Raw genomic sequence first — 21,152 nt, forward strand, 5'->3', positions numbered from 1 at the left:
GATATGGCCAAAATGGTCGAAGACAAACTCGCGCTCACAAATATTTTACGCCAAGCCAAACTCGCCGAAAAACGCCAAAGACGCTTAGACGCGATTTTGCAAACTGAAATGGATGCAATTGTGTCAATTAAGCCGGATGGTTCGATTGTGGGCGCTAACCCCGCTACCGAAAACCTATTTGGTTACGCAGTTGATCAATTAATTGGCCAAAGTGTCGATCAACTTTTAGCTCAACCTTTTTTTAATCCTCTTAACTTTGCAAGCGATCCAGAATGGCCGTTACAGCTTAATCAAAACGGTTGTATTCGCGAAGAACGAATAGGACTTCGAGCAAGTGGTGAAGAGTTTCCTTTGGAACTCAGCTTAAGCCAAGTTGAAATTGATGGCGAGCCACAAATTATTTTGATTATGCGTGATGTGTCTGAACGCAAAACTTACGAAAGCCAATTAGGTAATTTATTAGAACGCTTGCATCGCAGTCAAGAGTTTGCACATATTGGTTCGTGGGAATGGGATATGCAAACTGATAGTCTGTTTTGGTCTAATGGCGTGGCGGATATTTTTGGCTTGGTACCAGAGAACATGCAACTCACGATTGATGAGTTTAATCAATGTATACATGTTGATGATCGAGATAAAGTGGCTGAGGCTGTTTCTCAGTGTGTTGAGCAACGCAAAACTTATGATATTGAGCACCGGATTGTGCGTGCGGATGGTCAAGAATGTTGGGTGCAAGAACGCGGCGATGTGGTTTATGACGAGCAAGGTCAACCCTTACGCATGCTGGGGGTGGTGATTGATATTGATGCCAAAAAACGCGCCGAACTTGAGTTGCACGAACGTCGTCACCAGTTAAAGCAGGCTCAAAAACGTGCACGTCTAGGTCACTGGCGAACTAATTTACAAACGGGTGAGTTAAAGTGGTCTGGGGTAATTTACGATATTTTTGGAATCAATCCTGAGATAGTGCCGAGTGTTGACTTGTTTATGCAAGCGGTACACCCGGATGATCGTGTTTTGATTGAAAAAAGTCACGAAAATATGCGTCAAACCGGGGTGCATGATGTAGTCCATCGTATTATTCGAACCAACGGAGAGGTACGAATTGTTCATGAACTAGCCGAAATACAAATGGATCAACAAGGCGAACCGCTTTATCTGATAGGCACGGTTCAAGATGTAACCGAGCTCAAACAAGCCGAACAAGACTTGCTGTTACAACAGTCACGCTTACGCGAAGCGATTGAAAAGGCCGAACACGCCAGCCAAGCTAAAACTGAGTTTTTATCCAGTATGAGCCACGAACTGCGCACACCGCTGAATTCTATTTTGGGTTTTGCGCAGGTTTTGCAACAAGACCAACACCTCAATGATTTGCAAAAAGACAGTCTGAATGAAATTATTCAAGCCGGTAAACATCTGCTGGATTTAATAAACCAAATCTTGGATTTTGCCAGCATCGAATCGGGTCATTTAGAGCTAAACTTAGAAGCTGTTTCGTTAAATAAAACCCTGAATGAATGTTTAAATTTGTTAAAGCCGCAAGCCATGCAAAAAAAGGTCGAATTAATCCTTGATCTAGCCGATGAATTTAAAGTAAAAGCGGACCGTTTACGCCTTAAGCAAGTTATTTTAAACTTGATGTCAAATGGTGTTAAATACAATGTCGAAGACGGTAAGTTGAGGCTGCAAGCCCAGCCGCACGCCAAGTTTGTGCGCCTAAAGTTGATCGACACAGGTTTAGGCATTTCGGACGAGAAAATACAAAAACTCTTTACCCCATTTGAGCGTTTGGGTCAGGAGGGCAGTGCAACTGAAGGTTCGGGTATTGGCTTGTCTATCAGTAAAACCCTGATCGAGCATATGGGGGGCGAAATAGGCGTGCAGTCCTCAACTCAGCCCGGCTCGAGCGGCTCCACCTTTTGGATAGATATTCCCCTGGCTACCGACTAATTTAAAGGTTTTCACGTCAGCCACCAGGCCTGGTGGTTTGGCGCTCAAGCCTTTAAAAGGCCGCACCCAAAATATCACGGCAAAAATTAATTGAGGTGCCCATAATTATAAAGGCGGTGATGATATAGCGGACATATCTGCACCATCATGACCGATACCAGCCACACCATACCTGTAACAAACGCCCAGTTAAACTTAGGCAGATGGCCGGGATTGTTTTTATACGAACACCGAACCGGACGTTTTCAACGTCAACTGGTGATAACAATAAAAGGCGAATAGTGATAATCTAAAAGGGGTCGCGACAATTTTCACTACATGGGCGAAAATCGGGCATTAAAAAAGCCAGACTTCAATTAACGCTAAGTTATTGAAAAATCTGGCTTTAAATCTGGCTCCCGATGCTGGACTCGAACCAGCGACATACGGATTAACAGTCCGGTGTTCTACCAACTGAACTAATCGGGAATGGTAGTTCAAACTTGTCGTTTGATGGGGCGTATTATAAAGCCTCCTAAAGGCTTTGCAATAGTTTTTTTGAAAATAATTGCATCACTCTCACTAGCATTTATAAATAAACCTAAAGCGTGCTGATTTTTATGAATTTTTCATAAACGCGCTTTTTAAAACTTATGAGCTGCTATCTTTTGAGAGGACATCGTGTTGACTAAAAAACTAAAGCTTGGCTAAGCCTTTTCGGGCCTGACTTATATGGCCTGCGGCCTTTAAGAGTCCCGCAGAATTCAAGTTGGGGTTAATCGAGGCGCCCATTCGTTAAAGAGGAGAGTTATGCAGTATTCAACATTAGGTCAATCTAATATTAAAGTCAGTCGAATTGGTTTGGGCACTATGACTTGGGGTGAGCAGAACACGCAAGCCCAAGCCTTTGAACAGATGGATTATGCGTTAGATCAGGGCGTAAATTTCTGGGATGCCGCCGAGCTGTATTCGGTGCCACCAAAAGCGCAAACCTATGGCGCAACCGAAAAAATTATGGGTGAATGGTTTACTAAAAATGGTCGGCGTAATGAGGTGGTATTAGCTTCAAAAATGGCCGGTCCCGGTGAGTTTGTTGAACATATTCGTGGCGGGAAAACGCGTTTTAATGCACTTATGGTGCCACAAGCATTGGACGCTTCATTGCGGCGTCTACAAACCGATTATGTTGATTTGTATCAGCTGCATTGGCCGGAGCGTTCCACCAATTTTTTTGGTCAGTTGGGGTTCGAATATCCATCAAGCCAGCCAAATGATTTAACGCCAATGGCGGAGACCTTAGAAGCCTTAAGTAAACAAGTGGAAGCCGGTAAAATTCGCAGCATTGGCTTGTCTAACGAAACCGCTTGGGGCACGATGAAGTTTTTGCAACTGGCCGAGCAACTGGGGTTAGAAAAAATGGTTAGCGTGCAAAACCCCTATAACTTGTTAAATCGCAGTTACGAAGTGGGTTTGGCTGAAGTAGCGTATCAAGAGCAGGTAGGCTTGCTGGCTTATTCGCCTTTGGCATTTGGGTGTTTGGCGGGCAAATATTTAAATAATGCTCGACCTGAAGGCGCGCGTATTACTTTGTTTCCACGTTTCGATCGCTATTTAAATGATCAAGCCCAGGCCGCCAGTCAAGCTTATGTTGAACTCGCGCAACGTCATGCACTAGACCCAGCGCAAATGGCGTTAAGTTATGTGAATAGTCGTCCGTTTTTAACCGCGACTATTATTGGTGCCACCAATATGACGCAGTTAAAAGACAATATTGCTTCGATTGATTTGGATTTGAGTGCCGAAGTGTTAGCCGAAATTGAAGTCATTCATCAACGTTATACCTATCCTAGCCCTTAACTGGGTTAACGCATCCAGCCCATCTTGTGGGCTTGATGCATCAAAATTTAAAACGAATGCATGACGGTCGTCACCACGCCCCAAATGACGAGGTTGGATTCTTCTTTGACCGGAATCGGTGTGTAATCGTCGTTTTCGGGCACGAGCCAAGTGCCAGTTGATTTCACCGATAGACGTTTTACCGTCAGTTCCGAATCAATCGCGGCGATTACAATTTTGCCATCGACCGGATTAATACTGCGATCCACCACGAGAATATCGCCGTGGTGAATGCCGCTTTTTTTCATCGAGTCGCCCTGTACTCTAACCAAAAAGGTGGTTTCAGGGTTGCGAATATAGTGTTCATTTAAATCCAAGCGCGCTTCAATATTGTCATCTGCCGGCGATGGGAATCCGGCCACGACTTTATGTGAAAACAGCGGTAAATCGACATGGCTTGATGCATCTGGCCGTAAGGTTTGCGCGTTGTTGGCTTTAGGCAATGGCAACTCAGGCGCATCTGCTGGCGATTTTACGCGGGCTTTTAACCATTCTTTTATCACCGGAACTTGCGATTCCGGCAAACGCACCACTTTCGTGGGTTCGTTATAAAGCCCCGAACCTTTTTTGCGCCCCGCTCCAGGGCGTTTACCGCCGTGAGTTTTGGGTGTGTTTGACATCACTAAACCCCTTCTTGATTATTGATACACATACATATTGTACATTAAATTCTTTAAAGCCATTATTTGGGCTGCAGGATTTTACTTATTATTTCCATTTGGCGGAATAAAATTAAGCAAGCCTAACGCACCGTCAATAATTCATCCCAGCGCGTGGTGTAGCGCGCTGAACAGTAATCGCGCCGCATACGCCAATCTTTCTTGTTTGTTAGCCCTTCCGCCGCCAAATGTAGTTTACCTTTTCCCATTTTGCGATTCACTTCATCTAAAACCTGCATCAGGTTATCCGCTTTAGGATTGGCCGAATACTTAGGGTCGGGCGCAAATACATCCAGTTGCAACGCGCCTTTTGGGCTGATTTCGGATAAGGTTATGCCAGTTTTTTGATACACCAGGCCTGGTTGCCAAATGCGTTTTAAAGCACGCTTGGCCATTTGAATTAAGAGTGAGGTATTATCGCTCGGATACACTAACCCAAGCGTTTGATGATTGGTGTAAACGGGAAGTTTAAACGGGTCGGTTCGAATGTAAACGCTGATGGTCTGGCAGACTGAATGCTGGCCGCGCAGCTTTTCAGCCGCGCGCGCGGTGTAACTGGCGACCGCTTGCTCCATATCTTGATAATCACTCACCGGACGACCGAAGGAACGAGAGGATAGAATTTGTTGTTTATCCGGTGCCACTTCTTGTAGCTGAATACAGGCGATACCATTGAGTTCCATAATAATGCGTTCGATAATGCTGGAGCGACGTTTTAATAAGGTTGGGCTGGCGAGTTTTAGGTCTAATGCGGTATGAATGCCACCGGCTTCGAGTTGGGCGGTAAGCTGTTTACCAATGCCCCAAACGTCCCCCACTGATAGGTTTTTAAGTAAAAGGTTGATACTGGCTTCGGATAACGCGCTTAAATCCAATACACCATCGTAACCGCTAATTTTTTTGGCTAAATGATTGGCGAGTTTAGCTAGGGTTTTTGTCGGCGCGATACCGATGGCGACCGGTAAACCCAAGCCTTGTTTAACACGTTGTTTGATTTGTTGGCCGTAGGCGGTTAAATCCCACTGCGTCATGCCGGATACATCCAGAAACGATTCATCTATCGAGTAGATTTCTTGTGCCGAACCAAACTCGGAAATTAAGCGGTGCATACGGGTGCTCATATCGCCGTAAAGTTCATAGTTAGAGCTGAAAACGGCGGTGTTATGGTGCGCTAAAAAGCCTTTTACTTTAAAGTAGGGCTGAAACATCATGCTGGTGGGTTTGGCGGCGCGGTAGCCACCTGAGCCATAATTAACATTTTGTTGCTTGGCTAAGTCTTTGGCGATTTTATTCGCTGCGACAATACAACCGTCATTGTTAGATAGAACCACCACGGGCCGATTTTCGAGCGCGGGTTGAAAAGCAATTTCGCAGGACGCATAAAAACTGTTGGCATCCACTAGGGCGAATAGGGGCATAATATTAAGGCTCGGCTGTGGGTTAAGATGCAAGTTGGCTAACAAAGTGGTCTATCATAATCTATTTGTTACGTTAATCAAGTGGCCTGTAGTGGGATTTTCAAAAAACTTAAGTGAGGCTGATATGGATATAAGATTTGGAATCAGTTGGTTATTTGCTGGCGTGTTGTTGTTAACTGGTTGCACAAGTGTGCGAGACAAGGTTAAACCCGTTACTGCGTTTGAACTCGATAAATATTTAGGTGAATGGCACGAAATCGCACGTTTAGATCATTCATTTGAGCGTGGTTTAATTCAGGTTAGTGCACATTATTCGATGCGAGAAGATGGCGGGGTTAATTGAGGTGCCCTGCTGTTAAACGAGGTGTCCACTCGAAAGTCAGACATAAAAAACCGGCTTAGCCGGTTTTTTATTAACTCAGAGCAATTTGGCTCCAAGTTCCTGCAATCTGTGCATCCGTTGCAGAAAAGCATTTAGAACGGGTTTTAGTTAACCGCGTCTTTCAAACCTTTACCAGGTGTGAACTTAGCTTGCTTTCTTGCAGAAATCTGAATGGTGGCACCAGTTGATGGGTTGCGGCCAGTACGAGCCGGTACATCTTTAACACTGAACTTACCAAAACCGATTAGGCTGACTTCTTGACCTTTAACCATTAGGTCGGTCACGCCTTGAGTTACAGCACTTACCGCTGCCGTGGCGTCTTTTTTGGTCATACCAGTGTTTTGTACGATTTGTTCTACTAGGGCTTCTTTAGACATGCTGCATCTCCATTCGTTGGATAATTGTGTAAAAAAATGTAAAGCAATTCTTTGAATCTCAAACTTTAGCAGAAAATCGGCGTTTGAACAGCGAAAATTAACTAAAACCCGCTATTTATAAGGTTTCGGATTGATTTTGAGCATATTTGGGGCGAATTAGACTAAAAGTGCGTATTAAACTAGCCGGTTTTGCCTAGTGGTGGAGGCTCAAAAACGTTACAATTCGGATCAAACACTTAAAGGTTAAATAAAGCTGTGATATGAAAATTTGGGTTGATGCGGATGCTTGTCCGGTTGTGATTAAAGAAATCCTGTTTAAAGCGGCGTTGCGCACGCAAGTGCAAACCACCTTGGTGGCGAATCATGCGATGCGCATTCCGCCTTCACGTTTTGTTGATTTTTTGCAAGTCGGCAGTGGTTTTGATGTGGCCGATAATGAAATTGTTAAACGCCTAAAGCCGGGTGATCTAGTTGTGACGGCGGATATTCCGCTCGCGGCGGAGGTAATCGAAGCGCAGGGCCAGGCCTTAAACCCGCGTGGCCAACTTTATACCACTGAAAATATTCGGGCTCGACTAAATATGCGCGACTTTATGGAATCGCTGCGCTCAAGTGGGGTGCAAACCGGTGGCCCGGCGGCGATTTGTCAGGCGGATCGTCAGGCATTTGCGAATCAATTGGATCGAATTCTAGCGAAATACTTAAAAACCCAAACTGGTTAAGGCTGGTTAATTGGCAACCAATAGGATACTGAACTAAAAACATATAAGAAGGAGTGACTCATGCTTAAAAACTCAAACCGCCGTGGCCTGTTGCAAGGTTTGCGTTATATGACTTTACTGGTGTTAAGCTTGGGTTTGATGGCGTGTGGGCCTTATCACCCGATGGGCATTAGTGATGAAGAATGGCAAACTTTAAGCCCAGAACTGCGTATGCAAGCACGTGAACAACAGGCTAAGCTAGATAAAGCCCGTGCCGCCGAACGTGCCGAAAAAGCCCGTATTCGAGCTGAGCAAGAAGCACGTCAACAGGCCATCGTGGATGAACGCCGCGCCAATCCGCAATACGGCGAACGCGTGCAATGTGTACTAACCAATGCAGAGGCGCGGCTGAGCAGCCAGTGGCGCAGCATTGAGACGGTGGCGGTGGATTTAGTCGTGGGTGAGACTAAAAGTATTGATGTGCGACATTTGCGTGATGGCCGCACGCGTTATTCGCGCAATGGTTACGCGAGTTTTGACGGCCAGCGTGTCAATATGTGTTTGCACGCTCATTCCTTGCCTTCATCCAACCAATGCGCGAGCCTAGTCGCAACCACCCGTCAGTTTGACCGTGGTATCAGCCAAAACATCAGTTCAAAAGACTTTGTACGCGGCACCATGCGCTGTGATTTGGTGTTGCCTGAGCCTAAAAGACGTTACGAGACAAGGCCTTCGCGTTAGTTTTCAATCGCGCACGCCATGCAAATAACTTGACGTGCGCCGTGTTGATCAGTGTAAGGCGCGTTTAACCATTCGCATAATACAGTTTGGCCAAACTTGGTTTGATTAAGGTTTTCGGAGCGAACCGCGGTTTGTTGACTTAATACACTATCTAAAATACGTTTAATACTCTCGTGATCGTCCAGTTTAACGAGCAATTCAATTACGTTTTTACCGAGCACTTCTTGCTCAGGCCATTTAAAAATTTGCTGGGCTTGATTGTTCCATTCCACAATGCGTGACTGATCGTCGACCACAATGATCGCAATTGGCGCATGACGAAACAAGGTGGTGAGCTGGGTTTGGTAACGCCGTAAAGTTCGATGATTGATCCAAACTAATGCACCCAATCCCAATATCAGCAAAAGCCCGATGAGATTGATGAGGCTGAGAGACATAAAATCCCCTTTTTGATCTGTGAACACCGATTTGGTGAAGTATTTGAGCTACTCATAAGGTTAACATTCAATAAAGTAGGCAATTTGCAAACACTTGGACTTTTGAGGACTGTTTTGGTTATGAGGTTTTATGGTATTCTTCGGCCAATCAACTCAAACTTTTTATGAGAAAATATGCCAAAATCCAGCCCATTATCCGCGCCCACTTTAAGCATTGCCGGTCACGATTTAGCGATTAAACGCCACCCGCGTCGTCGGCGTTTATCTTTGCGTGTGCGTGCCGGAAAGGTGGAGCTTTTGGCGCCAAATAATGTGGCTATCTCTCAGCTTAAGCAATTTGCAACCAAGCACCAGGCCTGGTGGTTAGACGCATTACGCAGCCATCCAGTGGCGCAGCCTATAATTAAACGCACGGTGGAAGAAGGTGCATTTTGGCCGTTATTAGGTGATGAAATTCAATTGAGTTTTCGAGCTGGCCAACATCAAATTGAGTTGACGGATCAACAATTAATGTGTCAGTTACCTCAGCCCGACAAAACTCAAGATCGCCATAAACACCTGCAGGCCTGGTGGTGCGAATATGCTTACCAACACCTAGCCGAACGCACTCAGTTTTTTGCACAAGCCTTGGGCGAAGCGCCCAGCGAAATCCAAATTAAAACCTATCGCGCGCGTTGGGGCAGTTGCGATGCGCGGCGTCGAATTCAATATAATTGGAAATTGATTTGTTTACCCAGTTGGGTGGTGGATTATGTGGTGGTGCACGAATTGTGTCACCTTAAATATATGAATCATTCGCCGGCTTTTTGGCAGTTGGTGAATCGGTTTTACCCCGACACACCGCAGGCCAAAGCTTGGTTAAAGCAACATGGTCATCAATATATTCACCAGCTTTAAATCGCGTTAACCCGCTTAAATAGCCACAAGGATTTTTATGATTTTGCATCTCAGTGCCAATTCGCGTTTAAGTGCGCACCTAAAAGTGAGTTTTGCACGCCAAGTGCATGCGCCGGTAATTGCCACGCCTTTGGTGATGACTTGGCCGCAATGGTGGGCGCACTGGCAAGATCAAGCCTTATTAAGTGGTGAGCTGAGTTGGCCTTATACTCGCGTGATTAGCGCATTTGAAGCGACACATCAATGGTCGTTATTGTTAGACAAACACTCGCCCACACCTTTACTTAACTTGGCCGATACCGCCAAACAGCTCTACCAGGCCTGGTGCTTGTGGGTGGAATATGGCGCACGCCAGGAATCCGCTGAGTTGGAGATGGATAAAAGCCAAGAATGGCAATTATTTAGTGTTTGCCGCGACGACTACCAGGCCTGGTTGTCGGCACACAATTGGTTGGATGAACCTCTATTAATGCAGCAACGTTTGGCTTGGTTTGAACAGGGGCTAGGCGAATGTCCCAGCCAAATTGATTGGCATGGTTTTGACGAATTAACGCCGTTTATGCAGGCCTGGTGGTCGGCTTGCGAAGCGCGCGGTGCGTTATCAAACTTAATTAATCAAGCGGTTGTGTCCACTGAAGATCAAGCCGCAGCGCAAGCGGACTTGTTTGCAGCACCAAGCCGTCAGCTCGCAATCTATAGTGCCGCCGATCCACGTGATGAAGCCCAACAAGTCGCGGCTTTTTGTGTGCAGCAACTCACCCAAGCTTTGCAGCAATCTAAACCCTTAGATCAAATTCGCATCGGTGTGGTGGCGCCGAATTTAGAAGAGGTCAAAGCGCCGTTGAGTTACTGGTTGGATGATCAGTTGTTTCAACAGGTTGAAACACATCCGATTTTGGCCGAACATTCGACCGATCGACTTTATAACTTTTCGTTAGGCACCGCGTTAAGCCGGTTACCTTATATCCAGTTTATTCAACAAACCCTAAACCTGGCGTTTAATCCACATAAATCGGTTGCGTTTGAAGCGTTTAGCCAATGGCTGATTTCGCCTTTTTGCGTGGGGGATATCAGCGAACGCCATGCGTTAGATCGCAATTTACGACGTTTGCAATGGGCTTGGATTAAGTGGCCGGAGTTGGTTAATCAAAATGAGTCCGACAGCTTGCGTTGGCCAAAAAATCTACAGGCGTTTTTGCAGGCGTTAAGCGCGCTTAAACTTAAGTCGAGCGGCCACTTAAGCCAGTTTGTTGATCAGGTGCAGGCTTGTTTGGATACCTTGGGCTCATTTCGCCAAACCAGTTTGAGTTCGGCGTTATTTCAACAACACGAAAAATTCAGCGACAGCCTCGCGCAATTTGCTGGGTTGCAAGGTTTGCAAGGCCAACTCAGCATGTCGGAATGGTTAGGTTTGTGGCAGCGTTTTTGTAGTCAAACTTTGCATCAAGCTCAAAGCACTTGGATTCAACCCATTCAAGTAATGGGTATGCTGGAAGCCGGCGGCCAGGAATTTGATGCCTTATGGGTAATGGGCTTGGATGACGAAGCCTGGCCACGCCCAGCGCAGCCGAATGCTTTTTTACCTTTACGGTGGCAACGTCAAAACCAATTGCCGCGTTGTGATGCGGCGCGCGAGCTCGAATACGCACGGCGTTTAACCGCACGTTTAAGCGACAGTGCCCAGCAGGTGGTGATGAGTTTTGCCAAACAAAAAGGCGAAGCGGTGTCGATGCCCAGCCCGTTAATTGAACTCGAACGTTGGCCGAGTTATCCGGCTTTAAATGTACATTCCACCGCCCACCAGGCCTGGTGCTTAAGGCCAGCTTGTGACATGCAAGAGGATTATCAAGCACCGGAAGTCGCCAATGGCGTATTGGTTCCAGGTGGTTCGGGCATGTTAAGTGCGCAAATGAAATGCCCACTGATGGCGTTTATGGATTATCGTTTAGGCGCCAAATATGGTTTGCAATCGGTCGAAGACGGTTTGGCAAGCACCGACCAAGGTTCGATTATGCATTCGGTGTTAGAGCATTTTTGGCAACAAACCGAAACTCAGGTGGCGTTGCTTGCGATGGACGAGGCGGCCTTAACGCAACGGTTACAAAGCTTGTTAGAGGCTGAATTTGAACCGCTGGAAAAACGCTTTGCACCCAGTTATGTCGCACTCGAAAAAGCCCGCATGTTGGGCGTGTTGCAAGAATGGATGGCGTTGGAAAAAGCGCGCCCAACCTCCTTTAAAGTGGTTGAAACCGAGTTGGGCTTGGAGCTGGAAATTGCCCAGATTAAATTCCGCATTTCAATTGACCGCATTGATGAGACCGACATTGGTCAGGTATTAATAGACTATAAAACCGGCCACGCCAGTTTGAATGATTTACTCAAAGAACCGATTCGTGCGCCGCAGCTGGCGGTTTATCTGCTCGCGGTAGCCGGCTTGCAACAGGCTGAGGTGGCCGGTTTGGGTTATGGTTTATTAAGTTCCGATAAAGGGGTGCGCTGGAGTGTGATTAGCGAAGACACGGATTTAATCGGCAAAGGCGAACGCGCTTGGAGTCGAATTTCGCAAAAAGGCGATTGGCAGGATGTCAGCTGGCCGGACTTTTTGAATTTCTTACAAGATCAAGTGACCCAGTTGGCGCAAGACGTTAAACGCGGGTTTGCACCTATGTGGTACGAAAAAGACACGGATTTAGTCTATTCGCCAAGTTTATTGGCGTTACGCAAGCCCGAAGTGCAAACTCAAATCGGCGTTTTTGAATTTGATGTGGATGCCGATTCGCAGGAGGCCAGCGCATGAATATTCATAACCTATGGAATCCAAATTTAAAGCTGGATGCGCAATTAAACGATGGCGAACAGCGTTTAGAAGCGATTGACCCGACCCGTTCGTTTATTGTGCAGGCCCCGGCCGGATCGGGAAAAACCGCCTTGTTAACTCAACGTTTTTTATCGCTCTTAACCCGTGTTGAATCCCCCGAACAAGTGGTGGCGATGACCTTTACCAAAAAGGCCGCCGCCGAAATGCGCGAACGTGTATTGGGCGCATTAAAGCTGGGTTTACTCACGCAAAGCCCAACTGAAGAAGCCTATGATTTTAACACCTGGCAACTCGCGCGCATGGTGTTGGAACGTGATCAGCAGCAGGGCTGGCGTTTGTTGGATAACCCAAATCGTTTAAGAATTCGTACCTTGGACTCAATGAATGGTTATTTAGTGCAGCAAATGCCGTTTTTATCTAAGTTGGGTACCCAACCGCGTTTAAACGAAAACAATGATGCGCTGTATATCGAAGCCGCGCGCGCGGTCTTGCGATCTGACGCGGTACAGCAAGAAACCGCGGCCTTGCTGAGTTTGGTGAACGGGCGTTATGCGCGCGCCGAAAACCTGTTGGTCAGCATGTTAAAAAAACGTGATCAGTGGATGCGTTTAATTTTAAGCGCGGGTGGCCGCGATAGTATGCAAGACGCACTGGCACAGCTGGTGCAAGCCGAGTTAGCGCAAGCCAGCATGAAGCTTGGGGCCTTATTAGAAAAAGGCGCATTACTGCCTGATTTGGCGGCGTTTGCCTTATCGAATAAACCCGAACTTGAATTAAGCCAATTAGCCAAAGCCAATTGGCCGTTAAGCGCTGATTTGTCGGACATTGGCGCTTGGCGTGAACTGGCCAGTTTTGTTTTGACGCAAAAGCCTGATTTACGTAAAACCGTGACGGTAGCGAATGGTTTTCCGACCAGCGACAAAGCCAAAAAACAACAAATGCTCGGTGTGTTGGCGGATTTAAGCGCGAGTTTAAATCACGAATCGATTCAGGCACTCGTCAACTTAGGGCGTTTGCCAGATCCTTATTATTCCGACAATCAGTGGCAGGCGTTGGAGCATGTGATTACCTTGCTAAAACATGCGGTCGCACATTTAACTTTGGCGTTTAAAACCGCCGGCCAGGCCGACTTTATTGAAATTGCTCAAGCCGCGGCGCAGGCCCTAGGTGACGAAGACAGTCCGACCGATTTGGCTTTACAGTTGGACTATCAACTTCAGCATTTATTAATTGATGAGTTTCAAGATACCAGCGTGGCGCAGTTTGATTTATTAAAGAAATTATTGCGCGGCTGGCAAGTTGATGATGGCCGTACCTTGTTTATTGTGGGCGACCCCATGCAGTCGATTTATCGGTTTCGTGAAGCCGAAGTGGGCAACTTTTTGCAAGCTTGGCAGGGTGAGGCTTTGCCGGTTGATTTGACCCCGCTCAACCTGACGATTAACTTTCGCTCCAACGCAAGTTTGGTGCGCTGGTTTAACGACACGTTTAAACAGGTGTTTCCCAAGCAAAACCAATTGGTATTGGGCGCGGTTAAATACGAACACGCCAAAGCTTCGCCTAAAGCCGAGGCGAATGATCAATCAAAAACCGCGGTGTTTAGTCACTGGGCTTTAAATCAAACCCCGCAAGACGAAGTTGATCAGATCGTCAGTTTGATTCAGCAAAAGTTGGTGGAGTTTGGCGCCGATGACCAGCCCAAAAACATCGCCGTATTAGGGCGTTCGCGTTCACATTTGGCGCGTTTGGCACTGGGTTTAAAGCAGCAGAATATCGCGTTTCGTGCGGTAGAACTTGAAGCCTTAAATGAACGCCAAGAAATTCAAGATTTGCTGGCGTTAAGTCGTGCCTTATTGCATGCGAGTGATCGTGGGGCTTGGTTGGCTTTGTTGCGCACACCTTTTATCGGGCTGGATTTGGCCGATTTATATGCCTTATGTGGTGAAGACAAAACCAAACTTTACGCACCGTTAACTCAGCTTCTCAGTGACCACCAGGCCTGGTTAAGTCTAACGGAAGCCGGGCAAACACGTTTGCACCAGGCCTGGTTGGTGTTAGAAAAAACCTTGCAACATTTAGGTTCACAGCCTTTTTCGCGTTTGGTGCACCAGGCCTGGTTGTCGCTGGGCGGGCCGTTATCGCTGGATTCAGAGGTCGAACTCGAAAACACGCAAGCCTTTTTTGAAGGCTTGGCACAGTGGGATGCCGAGGTATTAAACCAAACCAAGTTGGATGAATGGGTGACCAAACTTTATGCCAGCGGCGACAGCTCCGCACCCGCGCAAAAAGTGCAGTTAATGACCATGCATAAATCCAAAGGTTTGCAGTTTGATACCGTGATTTTGCCGTCATTAGGCAAAAAACCGCGCTCGGATGATAAAGCCTTGGTGAGTTGGTTAGAGTTTGCCTGTGATCAAGGCGATGGTTTGGTGTTAGCGCCTTTAGACCAAAAAGGCGAGGCGAGTTCGCCGCTTAACCAATTGATTGGTCAAGTAGAGCAACAAAAACAAAGTTTTGAAGATGCCCGTTTATTGTATGTGGCCGCCACACGTGCGGAATCGGAATTGCATTTATTTGGCTCGGTGAATTTAAGTTCGAGCCAGTTGAAAAAACAACTTGATCAAGACAGTAGTTTTTTAGAAGCGCCTGATCCGCAAGCGAATAGTTTATTGATGCCTTTGTGGAGCGTGGTGAAACCGGCGTTTAATGCGTTGGTTGAGCCAGAAGCCAAACGATTGGAAGCACAACAGGATTTGGTGGACAAACCGTTGGATGCCTCCGAGCGTTTTATTCCCAAAGTAAAACGTTTACCTTTAACACGCATTGATCCCTTAGCTTGGCGGGCTGAAAATCGAGTGTCGTTTGATAAACACGCTGGCCGTACTAACCTAGAAACACAAGAGCGCTGGCCGGAGGCGAACACTTTAGAAATCGAAACAATTCAAGACAAAGCGGCCGCATTGTGGGCGGGTTTAACCGCGCGTAAAGTCGGCAACTTGGTGCATGCATTGTTAGAGCAAGTAGTTAAACAAGGCTTGCAGGCCTGGTCGCTCCAAAGAGTGAGCGATTCTAGCGCACTTTATCGCCAGTTGTTGGCGCAAGCGGGGGTGCGCGAAGCCGACCTGGAACAAGCCGTCAAACGTGTGCAAGCTTCCATGAATAATGCATTAAATCACCCCAAAATGCAGTGGGCGCTGGACAATCAATTAGAAGAATCGGCTACCGAGTTGGCGCTGACATCCAAGTTTGAAGCGATTGAAAATCATATTGTGGACAGAACTTTTGTTGCCGAGGGTGTGCGTTGGATAATCGACTATAAAACCAGTCGTGATCGGCCAACCGAACCCGAGCTGTATAAGCAAGAATTGGTGGAGCAGTATCGTCCGCAGCTTGCTCGTTATGGTGCATTGTTTAACGCCATCGAAACACGTCCGCAAAAATGGGTGTTGTATTTCACTGAGATGAACGAATGGGTTGAAGTGAGTGAATAGAGCTTAAAGCTCATTAATCAACCCCTTAAGGAAGTCTGTATAAAATTTATTGTTCCTATTATCAATAGGGCACCTCGATTAACCAATGATATTAGGCTGTATAAATATTATAAAAAGCAGATACTAAGATGGCATTCACGACTCAAAATTTGACTGACTCATCCTCTCCAGCCGTTTTTAATTCAACGGAAAAACGCAAATCCCCTCGTTTTCAACGAACCTTCACGGTGACACTTAATGGCGTGTCGTTTAGTGGATATGATATTTCGTTGGAAGGGGTTTCTTTTAGTACCACCGAAAAAATAGACACGATTCGCAAAGATAAATTGTTTGCGAATGTGCAAATTTTGTCGCAACAGGGCAAAACCTATCGCATTGCGGCCCTGGTGATTAGTTCGGTGCGTCGGCGAGATGATGTGATGTTTTATGGCGCACGTATTGTTAATTTAGACGATGCGTTACGCCCAATTCACGAGCAATTGGTGTTCGATAAGTTTGATGTTGATAGTCTGTTAACCAACACCTGTGTACCGGATAAAGCCAAAATGTCGGTGCATTTGGAAAGTCGCCTAAATGTGGCGATTAAACTGTTGCAAGGCGTGTATGTGGATCACCTGCCGCCAGAGCTTATTATGGTGCGAGAACAGCTCAGTTGCTTGCATCCTAATCTGGCTAAAATTGAAGTTTTAATTAAACGAAATCCGGAAGTATTGGCAATTTTTATTAAAATTGCGCGTTTGGCTTACCCCAAAAAATCGAGGTGCCCAGTTGATGAAAATCGGTACGATTTTAAAGCTGATAGGCATAGATCAAGTTTACGACCTGTTTGTGTCGGCGATTATGATACGTTTTCATGAAAACAACCCGCTCGAATACAGCATTATGATGCACGGCATGAACGCCGGTTTAGCGGCGGCTGAATTATCCGATAGCCTTGATGGCATTAGTCGTTCAGAAGCCTATTTAGCGGGTTTGATGCAAAATATTGGTGCGGTATTTTTATCTAAAATTGATCCTGAATCCTATAAACACATCTTTAAAAAATCCTTGTCTTTGCCTTATACCGCACACGATCAGGAATTAACCACTTTTAACACCTCACACTGCGAAGTTGGGGTGGTGATTGCTAAAAAATGGCAAATGGAACCGGAGGTTTACAAAGGCATTTTGCTACATCATTCACGCTACATAAGTCCAGAAATCAAACAAACCCATAACAAAATTTGCAACATGGGGTTATTAATGATGTTGAGTGATTATGTGGCTTGTTCGGCGATGGGTAAACATTATGTGAGTGATGAGCTCAAAAGCTCTCGAGATTATGCGTTATCGCACCTGTCCGTAGATGAAAAAAATGTGCGTTCGGCTTATAAAACGGTAATGGCATCAGGTAATAAACGGCCTTACCTAAGCCATTTTTAAGTTTCTCCTCTAGGCTCGAAAAGTTTGCGAAAGTTGGGTGTGCTCGCTAGTTGAGTTCAAGTTTCGCAAAACTTTCACAAGTTGCGCTTGATAATCCAGTGCAACCGCCTAGAATGGCTAGTCAATTATACGAACATACAAAACGTTGATAAAGCACCAGGCCTGGTGCTTTGAATCCTATGCATCCCAAAAATTAAAGGAAATCTATGTTAGGCAATTATTTAGCCGAATGGCTAAATGCAGCAAATCTGTACCAAAGCTGGCACCAGCCGCTGGTGTTAGTTCTGACCTTAAGCACGATGCTGGCATTTGTGCTGTTAAGTTTTTATATCTCACGCCGTGTTTTAAAGCCGCTCATTAATCGCACGATTGAGCATTTAGATGGCGTGACTTTAGAAGCGACCAAGGATGAACGTCGTGCCTTGTCAAGCCACATTGCGCATTTGGTGCCTGCGATATTTTTGATTGTGCTGGTGAGTTTTTTCTTTGGCACCTGGCCGACGTTAGAATCGATTGCGTCTAAAGTCACCTGGTTGTATTTGTATGTGTACATAGGCTTGACGATTGCCGCCTTGATCAACCTGGTAACGGCGATTTATGCATTGCGTTACGAATCGTCCAACTTGCCTTATAAAGTGATTTCACAATTGCTTAAATTGGTGACCTTTATTGTGGTGGCTATTTTGTCGGTCAGCACTGTCATCGGTTCGTCACCGGCGTTTTTATTAAGTGGTTTGGGGGCGTTAACCGCGGTTTTGTTATTGATATTTCGTGATGCAATTTTGGGTTTTGTCGCCAGTATTCAAATTGCCGCCAACCGTATGGTGGCGAAAGGCGATTGGATTGAAATGCCTAAATATGGTGCCGATGGCAACGTGATCGAAGTCGCCTTAACCACGGTCAAAGTGCGTAACTGGGACAATACCGTCACCACCTTGCCCACCTATGCGCTGATTTCGGATTCATTTAAAAACTGGCGGGCGATGCAAGAATCCGGCGGGCGACGAATTAAACGTTCCATTTTGCTAGACATTCACACGGTACGTTTTGTTGATGAAGCAGAAATGCAACGCTTTAAAGCACAACCCAACTTACAACGGTTTTTTAAAGAACAAGAGTTTGTTGACATACATCAACCCGATTTGACCAATTCGGCCTTGTTTAGAGGTTATATTGAGTGGGTATTACGTAATCACCCAGATATTAATCAGCGTTTAATGGTGATGGCTCGTCAGTTGCAACCGACTGAAGTGGGTTTGCCGATTGAAGTGTATTGTTTTAGTTCGGATAAAAACTGGTTGAACTATGAAAAAATTCAGTCGGATATTTTCGATAAATTACTCGCGATTTTACCAGAGTTCGATTTATCGGCTTTCCAGCGAATCAGTAGCGGAAAAAATACAAATGGTTTAAATAGTTAATCGTGGTGTCCGTTATCCGTTAATCAATACCATGACAAAACCTTAAGGGAGAATTCTATGGCCAAGTATAAATACATTCGTTTTTTTGACGAACTCGGGATTGACGATATTCCGTTAGTGGGCGGAAAAAACGCCTCGTTGGGGGAAATGTATCAAACCCTTGTACCAAATGGCGTGCCGGTTCCCAATGGTTTTGCTATTACCGCTGAGGCCTATCGTTATGTGCTTGAAGCCAATGGCATTTGGGCGGAATTAAAAGACTTGATTGGCGGCTTAACCGGCCATGTAACCGATTTGAGTCAACGTGGTTTCAAAGTCCGTCAATTAATTTATAAAGCGGAGTTGCCAGCGGATTTAACTAAAGAAATTTTGGCCGCTTATGCGGATTTACGCGAACTTTGCGGAGAGCAGATTAGTTTGGCGGTGCGCAGTTCAGCGACCGCTGAAGACTTGCCGACCGCGAGTTTTGCCGGTCAGCAAGACACCTATTTAAACATCCGAGGCGAGGCCGCCATTTTGGACTCGTGTAAACGTTGTTTTGCGAGTTTGTTTACTGATCGAGCCATTCACTATCGAATCGACCAAGGCTTTGACCATTTTTCGGTGGCGTTATCGATCGGTGTACAGCAAATGGTGCGTTCGGACTTGGCTTCGTCTGGCGTAATGTTTTCAATTGACACCGAAACCGGTTTTAAAGACGCGGTGTTTATTACCGGCGCATATGGTTTGGGTGAAAACGTGGTGCAAGGCTCAGTGGATCCTGATGAGTTTTTTGTGCATAAACCGACGTTTAAGCAAGGTTTTCGCGCAATTTTAAAACGCCATTTAGGCTCTAAAAAAATCAAAATGGTGTATTCCAGCGGCAATACCAAGGACTCGGTGAAAAACGTGCCGACCGTAAAGACCGACCGTAACCGTTTCTGTATTAGTGATCAAGAAGCCATAAAACTGGCCGAATATGCCATCAAAATTGAAGATCATTATTCCAACCAAGCCGGCTATGACAAACCAATGGACATGGAGTGGGCGAAAGACGGCTTAACTGGCGAGTTATTTATTGTGCAAGCGCGTCCAGAAACCGTGGCGTCGCAAGTGGTTGGCCAAATATTAAAAAGTTATCAACTCACCGCTTCCGATCAAACAGCATTGGTGACAGGGCGTGCCGTTGGGGCCAAAATCGGCGTGGGTCGTGTGCGAGTCATTGAGTCGGTTGATAAATTGCATGAATTTAAAGCCGGTGAAGTGTTGGTGAGTGATACCACCACACCCGATTGGGAGCCAGTCATGAAAATCGCCTCGGCGATTGTGACCAACCGAGGTGGGCGCACTTGTCATGCCGCGATTATCTCGCGCGAACTCGGTATTCCGGCGGTGGTGGGTTGCGATGTGGCGACCGAAAAACTTAAAACTGGCGACCTGGTGACGGTGTCCTGCGCCGAAGGCGAAACCGGTTATATTTATGAAGGTGAGCTGGATTATAAAATTCACGAAACCGATTTGTCGGGTTTGGCGACACCCAAAACCGATGTGATGCTGAATTTGGGTAACCCAGATTTAGCCTTCCAAAACAGCTTTTTGCCGGTTGCGGGTGTGGGTTTGGCACGTATGGAATTTATTATTAATGAAAGCATTAAGGTACATCCACAAGCCTTGCTTTACCCTAAACGTATTACGAATGACAGCGTACGCCAGCAGGTTGCCGACCTAATTAAAGGTTATGAAAACGGCCAAACCTACTTTGTCGAAAAACTCTCCGAAGGCATTGGCACCATCGGTGCGGCCTTTTACCCGCGACCAGTTGTGGTGCGTATGTCGGATTTCAAATCGAATGAATACGCGTCATTATTAGCGGGTGAATACTTTGAGCAAAAAGAAGAAAACCCGATGCTTGGTTATCGCGGTGCGGCGCGTTATATTGATGCGGATTACCAGTCCAGCTTTGCGTTGGAATGCGCGGCGATTAAACGTGTGCGCGAAACCATGGGCTTGGATAATGTGATTGTGATGATCCCGTTCTGTCGTCGAGTAAATGAAGCCGAACAGGTCATGGAAGTGATGGCGCGTTATGGTTTGACACGCGGCGAAAATGGTTTGCAGGTTTATATGATGTGCGAAATTCCAAATAACGTGCTGCTGATTGATCAGTTTGCTGAGTTTTTTGATGGTTTTTCTATCGGCACCAACGATTTAACTCAGTTGGTATTAGGGGTAGATCGCGATTCGGCCAAGGTGGCGTCCTCTTATGATGAACGAGATGATGGCGTCAAAATGATGATCAAATGGGCGGTAGAAGGCGCTAAACGTAATCACAAACATATTGGTTTATGTGGTCAAGCGCCATCCGATTACCCGGAAATGGCGGAGTTTTTGGTCGATATCGGCATCGAATCCATGAGTTTAAATCCGGATTCAGTGCTTAAAACCATTCCGATGATTCTGCAAAAAGAGCAAGCTAAGTCAGCGGGTTAAGCCAGATAACCGCGCCAAAAACCTCAGAAAATACCCCACCACCAGGCCTGGTGGTGGGGTTAGTTGAACTGAATATTTTTAAAACCACCAG

The 21,152-nt window shown here is 46.1% G+C and carries 17 protein-coding genes and 1 tRNA gene; 13 read left to right on the plus strand and 5 right to left on the minus strand.

The genetic code is table 11. From position 1 onward, the window contains the following. Both IBX48_RS06560 and IBX48_RS06565 read left to right on the plus strand, forming a co-directional pair. On the plus strand, window positions 1-1,953 hold a 1,953-nt coding region (locus IBX48_RS06560), incomplete at its 5' end, for a PAS domain S-box protein (RefSeq protein ID WP_296832065.1). Between the two features lie 147 nt (window positions 1,954-2,100). After that, complete coding sequence (locus IBX48_RS06565) at window positions 2,101-2,235, plus strand: YjbQ family protein (protein ID WP_296832067.1); 135 nt, start codon at window positions 2,101-2,103, stop codon at window positions 2,233-2,235. A gap of 110 nt (window positions 2,236-2,345) precedes the next feature. Here IBX48_RS06565 and IBX48_RS06570 read toward each other — a convergent pair. Beyond that, window positions 2,346-2,421 (minus strand) — tRNA-Asn (locus tag IBX48_RS06570). 321 nt (window positions 2,422-2,742) lie between these two features. Between IBX48_RS06570 and IBX48_RS06575 the strand changes: the two genes are divergently transcribed. Beyond that, the gene (locus tag IBX48_RS06575) at window positions 2,743-3,789 is read left to right on the plus strand and encodes an NADP(H)-dependent aldo-keto reductase (protein ID WP_296832069.1); all 1,047 of its coding nucleotides are present in this window, start codon (window positions 2,743-2,745) and stop codon (window positions 3,787-3,789) included. Between the two features lie 47 nt (window positions 3,790-3,836). Here IBX48_RS06575 and umuD read toward each other — a convergent pair whose 3' ends face one another. Beyond that, window positions 3,837-4,277 carry a translesion error-prone DNA polymerase V autoproteolytic subunit gene (umuD, locus tag IBX48_RS06580; protein WP_365942349.1) on the minus strand — a complete coding sequence of 147 codons (441 nt, stop codon included), beginning with the start codon at window positions 4,275-4,277 and terminating at the stop codon, window positions 3,837-3,839. 293 nt (window positions 4,278-4,570) lie between these two features. After that, window positions 4,571-5,905, minus strand: a complete 1,335-nt coding sequence (locus tag IBX48_RS06585) for a Y-family DNA polymerase (RefSeq protein ID WP_296832073.1) — start codon at window positions 5,903-5,905, stop codon at window positions 4,571-4,573. Between the two features lie 124 nt (window positions 5,906-6,029). On the opposite strand from IBX48_RS06585, the gene IBX48_RS06590 reads away from it, so the two are divergent. After that, complete coding sequence (locus tag IBX48_RS06590) at window positions 6,030-6,248, plus strand: lipocalin family protein (RefSeq protein ID WP_296832074.1); 219 nt, start codon at window positions 6,030-6,032, stop codon at window positions 6,246-6,248. Between the two features lie 143 nt (window positions 6,249-6,391). Here IBX48_RS06590 and IBX48_RS06595 read toward each other — a convergent pair whose 3' ends face one another. Continuing rightward, entirely contained in the window at window positions 6,392-6,664 is a 273-nt protein-coding gene (locus tag IBX48_RS06595; protein WP_296832075.1) for an HU family DNA-binding protein, read from the minus strand. Between the two features lie 260 nt (window positions 6,665-6,924). On the opposite strand from IBX48_RS06595, the gene IBX48_RS06600 reads away from it, so the two are divergent. Both IBX48_RS06600 and IBX48_RS06605 read left to right on the plus strand, forming a co-directional pair. Then, window positions 6,925-7,386 (plus strand): YaiI/YqxD family protein, encoded by a 462-nt coding sequence (locus tag IBX48_RS06600; protein ID WP_296832077.1) that lies wholly within the window; start codon window positions 6,925-6,927, stop codon window positions 7,384-7,386. A 60-nt stretch (window positions 7,387-7,446) separates the two neighbouring features. Beyond that, window positions 7,447-8,106 (plus strand): hypothetical protein, encoded by a 660-nt coding sequence (locus IBX48_RS06605; protein WP_296832079.1) that lies wholly within the window; start codon window positions 7,447-7,449, stop codon window positions 8,104-8,106. Here IBX48_RS06605 and IBX48_RS06610 read toward each other — a convergent pair. Beyond that, window positions 8,103-8,543, minus strand: coding sequence for a PAS domain-containing protein (locus tag IBX48_RS06610; RefSeq protein WP_296832081.1), 441 nt, complete (start codon window positions 8,541-8,543; stop codon window positions 8,103-8,105). The two genes, IBX48_RS06605 and IBX48_RS06610, sit on opposite strands and share 4 nt — an antisense overlap. A 174-nt stretch (window positions 8,544-8,717) precedes the next feature. Between IBX48_RS06610 and IBX48_RS06615 the strand changes: the two genes are divergently transcribed. The 7 genes from IBX48_RS06615 (at window position 8,718) to ppsA (ending at window position 21,061) form a co-directional block, all read left to right on the plus strand. Continuing rightward, complete coding sequence (locus IBX48_RS06615) at window positions 8,718-9,440, plus strand: SprT family zinc-dependent metalloprotease (protein ID WP_296832083.1); 723 nt, start codon at window positions 8,718-8,720, stop codon at window positions 9,438-9,440. A 37-nt stretch (window positions 9,441-9,477) separates the two neighbouring features. After that, window positions 9,478-12,237 carry a PD-(D/E)XK nuclease family protein gene (locus IBX48_RS06620; protein WP_296832085.1) on the plus strand — a complete coding sequence of 920 codons (2,760 nt, stop codon included), beginning with the start codon at window positions 9,478-9,480 and terminating at the stop codon, window positions 12,235-12,237. Next, window positions 12,234-15,749: a UvrD-helicase domain-containing protein gene (locus IBX48_RS06625; protein WP_296832087.1), complete on the plus strand. Its 3,516-nt coding sequence runs from the start codon at window positions 12,234-12,236 to the stop codon at window positions 15,747-15,749. The genes IBX48_RS06620 and IBX48_RS06625 overlap by 4 nt, the downstream gene beginning before the upstream one ends. A gap of 128 nt (window positions 15,750-15,877) precedes the next feature. Next, a complete protein-coding gene (locus IBX48_RS06630; RefSeq protein ID WP_296832089.1) occupies window positions 15,878-16,606 on the plus strand; it encodes a hypothetical protein in 729 nt (242 codons plus the stop codon). Further along, the gene (locus IBX48_RS06635; protein ID WP_296832091.1) at window positions 16,521-17,171 is read left to right on the plus strand and encodes an HDOD domain-containing protein; all 651 of its coding nucleotides are present in this window, start codon (window positions 16,521-16,523) and stop codon (window positions 17,169-17,171) included. The genes IBX48_RS06630 and IBX48_RS06635 overlap by 86 nt, the downstream gene beginning before the upstream one ends. A gap of 206 nt (window positions 17,172-17,377) precedes the next feature. Then, a complete protein-coding gene (locus IBX48_RS06640) occupies window positions 17,378-18,592 on the plus strand; it encodes a mechanosensitive ion channel domain-containing protein (protein WP_296832093.1) in 1,215 nt (404 codons plus the stop codon). 57 nt (window positions 18,593-18,649) lie between these two features. After that, window positions 18,650-21,061: a phosphoenolpyruvate synthase gene (ppsA, locus tag IBX48_RS06645; RefSeq protein ID WP_296832095.1), complete on the plus strand. Its 2,412-nt coding sequence runs from the start codon at window positions 18,650-18,652 to the stop codon at window positions 21,059-21,061. The last annotated feature ends 91 nt before the right edge of the window (window positions 21,062-21,152 follow it).

Source organism: Thiomicrospira sp. (assembly GCF_014859555.1).
GTDB lineage: Bacteria > Pseudomonadota > Gammaproteobacteria > Thiomicrospirales > Thiomicrospiraceae > Thiomicrospira.

Bases quoted from the DNA above. Each gene is read 5' to 3' on its own strand.
- IBX48_RS06565 (WP_296832067.1), top strand. From the start codon at position 2,101: ATGACCGATACCAGCCACACCATACCTGTAACAAACGCCCAGTTAAAC.
- IBX48_RS06575 (WP_296832069.1), top strand. From the start codon at position 2,743: ATGCAGTATTCAACATTAGGTCAATCTAATATTAAAGTCAGTCGAATT.
- IBX48_RS06585 (WP_296832073.1), bottom strand. From the start codon at position 5,905: ATGCCCCTATTCGCCCTAGTGGATGCCAACAGTTTTTATGCGTCCTGC.
- IBX48_RS06590 (WP_296832074.1), top strand. From the start codon at position 6,030: ATGGATATAAGATTTGGAATCAGTTGGTTATTTGCTGGCGTGTTGTTG.
- IBX48_RS06595 (WP_296832075.1), bottom strand. From the start codon at position 6,664: ATGTCTAAAGAAGCCCTAGTAGAACAAATCGTACAAAACACTGGTATG.
- IBX48_RS06600 (WP_296832077.1), top strand. From the start codon at position 6,925: ATGAAAATTTGGGTTGATGCGGATGCTTGTCCGGTTGTGATTAAAGAA.
- IBX48_RS06605 (WP_296832079.1), top strand. From the start codon at position 7,447: ATGCTTAAAAACTCAAACCGCCGTGGCCTGTTGCAAGGTTTGCGTTAT.
- IBX48_RS06610 (WP_296832081.1), bottom strand. From the start codon at position 8,543: ATGTCTCTCAGCCTCATCAATCTCATCGGGCTTTTGCTGATATTGGGA.
- IBX48_RS06615 (WP_296832083.1), top strand. From the start codon at position 8,718: ATGCCAAAATCCAGCCCATTATCCGCGCCCACTTTAAGCATTGCCGGT.
- IBX48_RS06620 (WP_296832085.1), top strand. From the start codon at position 9,478: ATGATTTTGCATCTCAGTGCCAATTCGCGTTTAAGTGCGCACCTAAAA.
- IBX48_RS06625 (WP_296832087.1), top strand. From the start codon at position 12,234: ATGAATATTCATAACCTATGGAATCCAAATTTAAAGCTGGATGCGCAA.
- IBX48_RS06630 (WP_296832089.1), top strand. From the start codon at position 15,878: ATGGCATTCACGACTCAAAATTTGACTGACTCATCCTCTCCAGCCGTT.
- IBX48_RS06635 (WP_296832091.1), top strand. From the start codon at position 16,521: ATGAAAATCGGTACGATTTTAAAGCTGATAGGCATAGATCAAGTTTAC.
- IBX48_RS06640 (WP_296832093.1), top strand. From the start codon at position 17,378: ATGTTAGGCAATTATTTAGCCGAATGGCTAAATGCAGCAAATCTGTAC.
- ppsA (WP_296832095.1), top strand. From the start codon at position 18,650: ATGGCCAAGTATAAATACATTCGTTTTTTTGACGAACTCGGGATTGAC.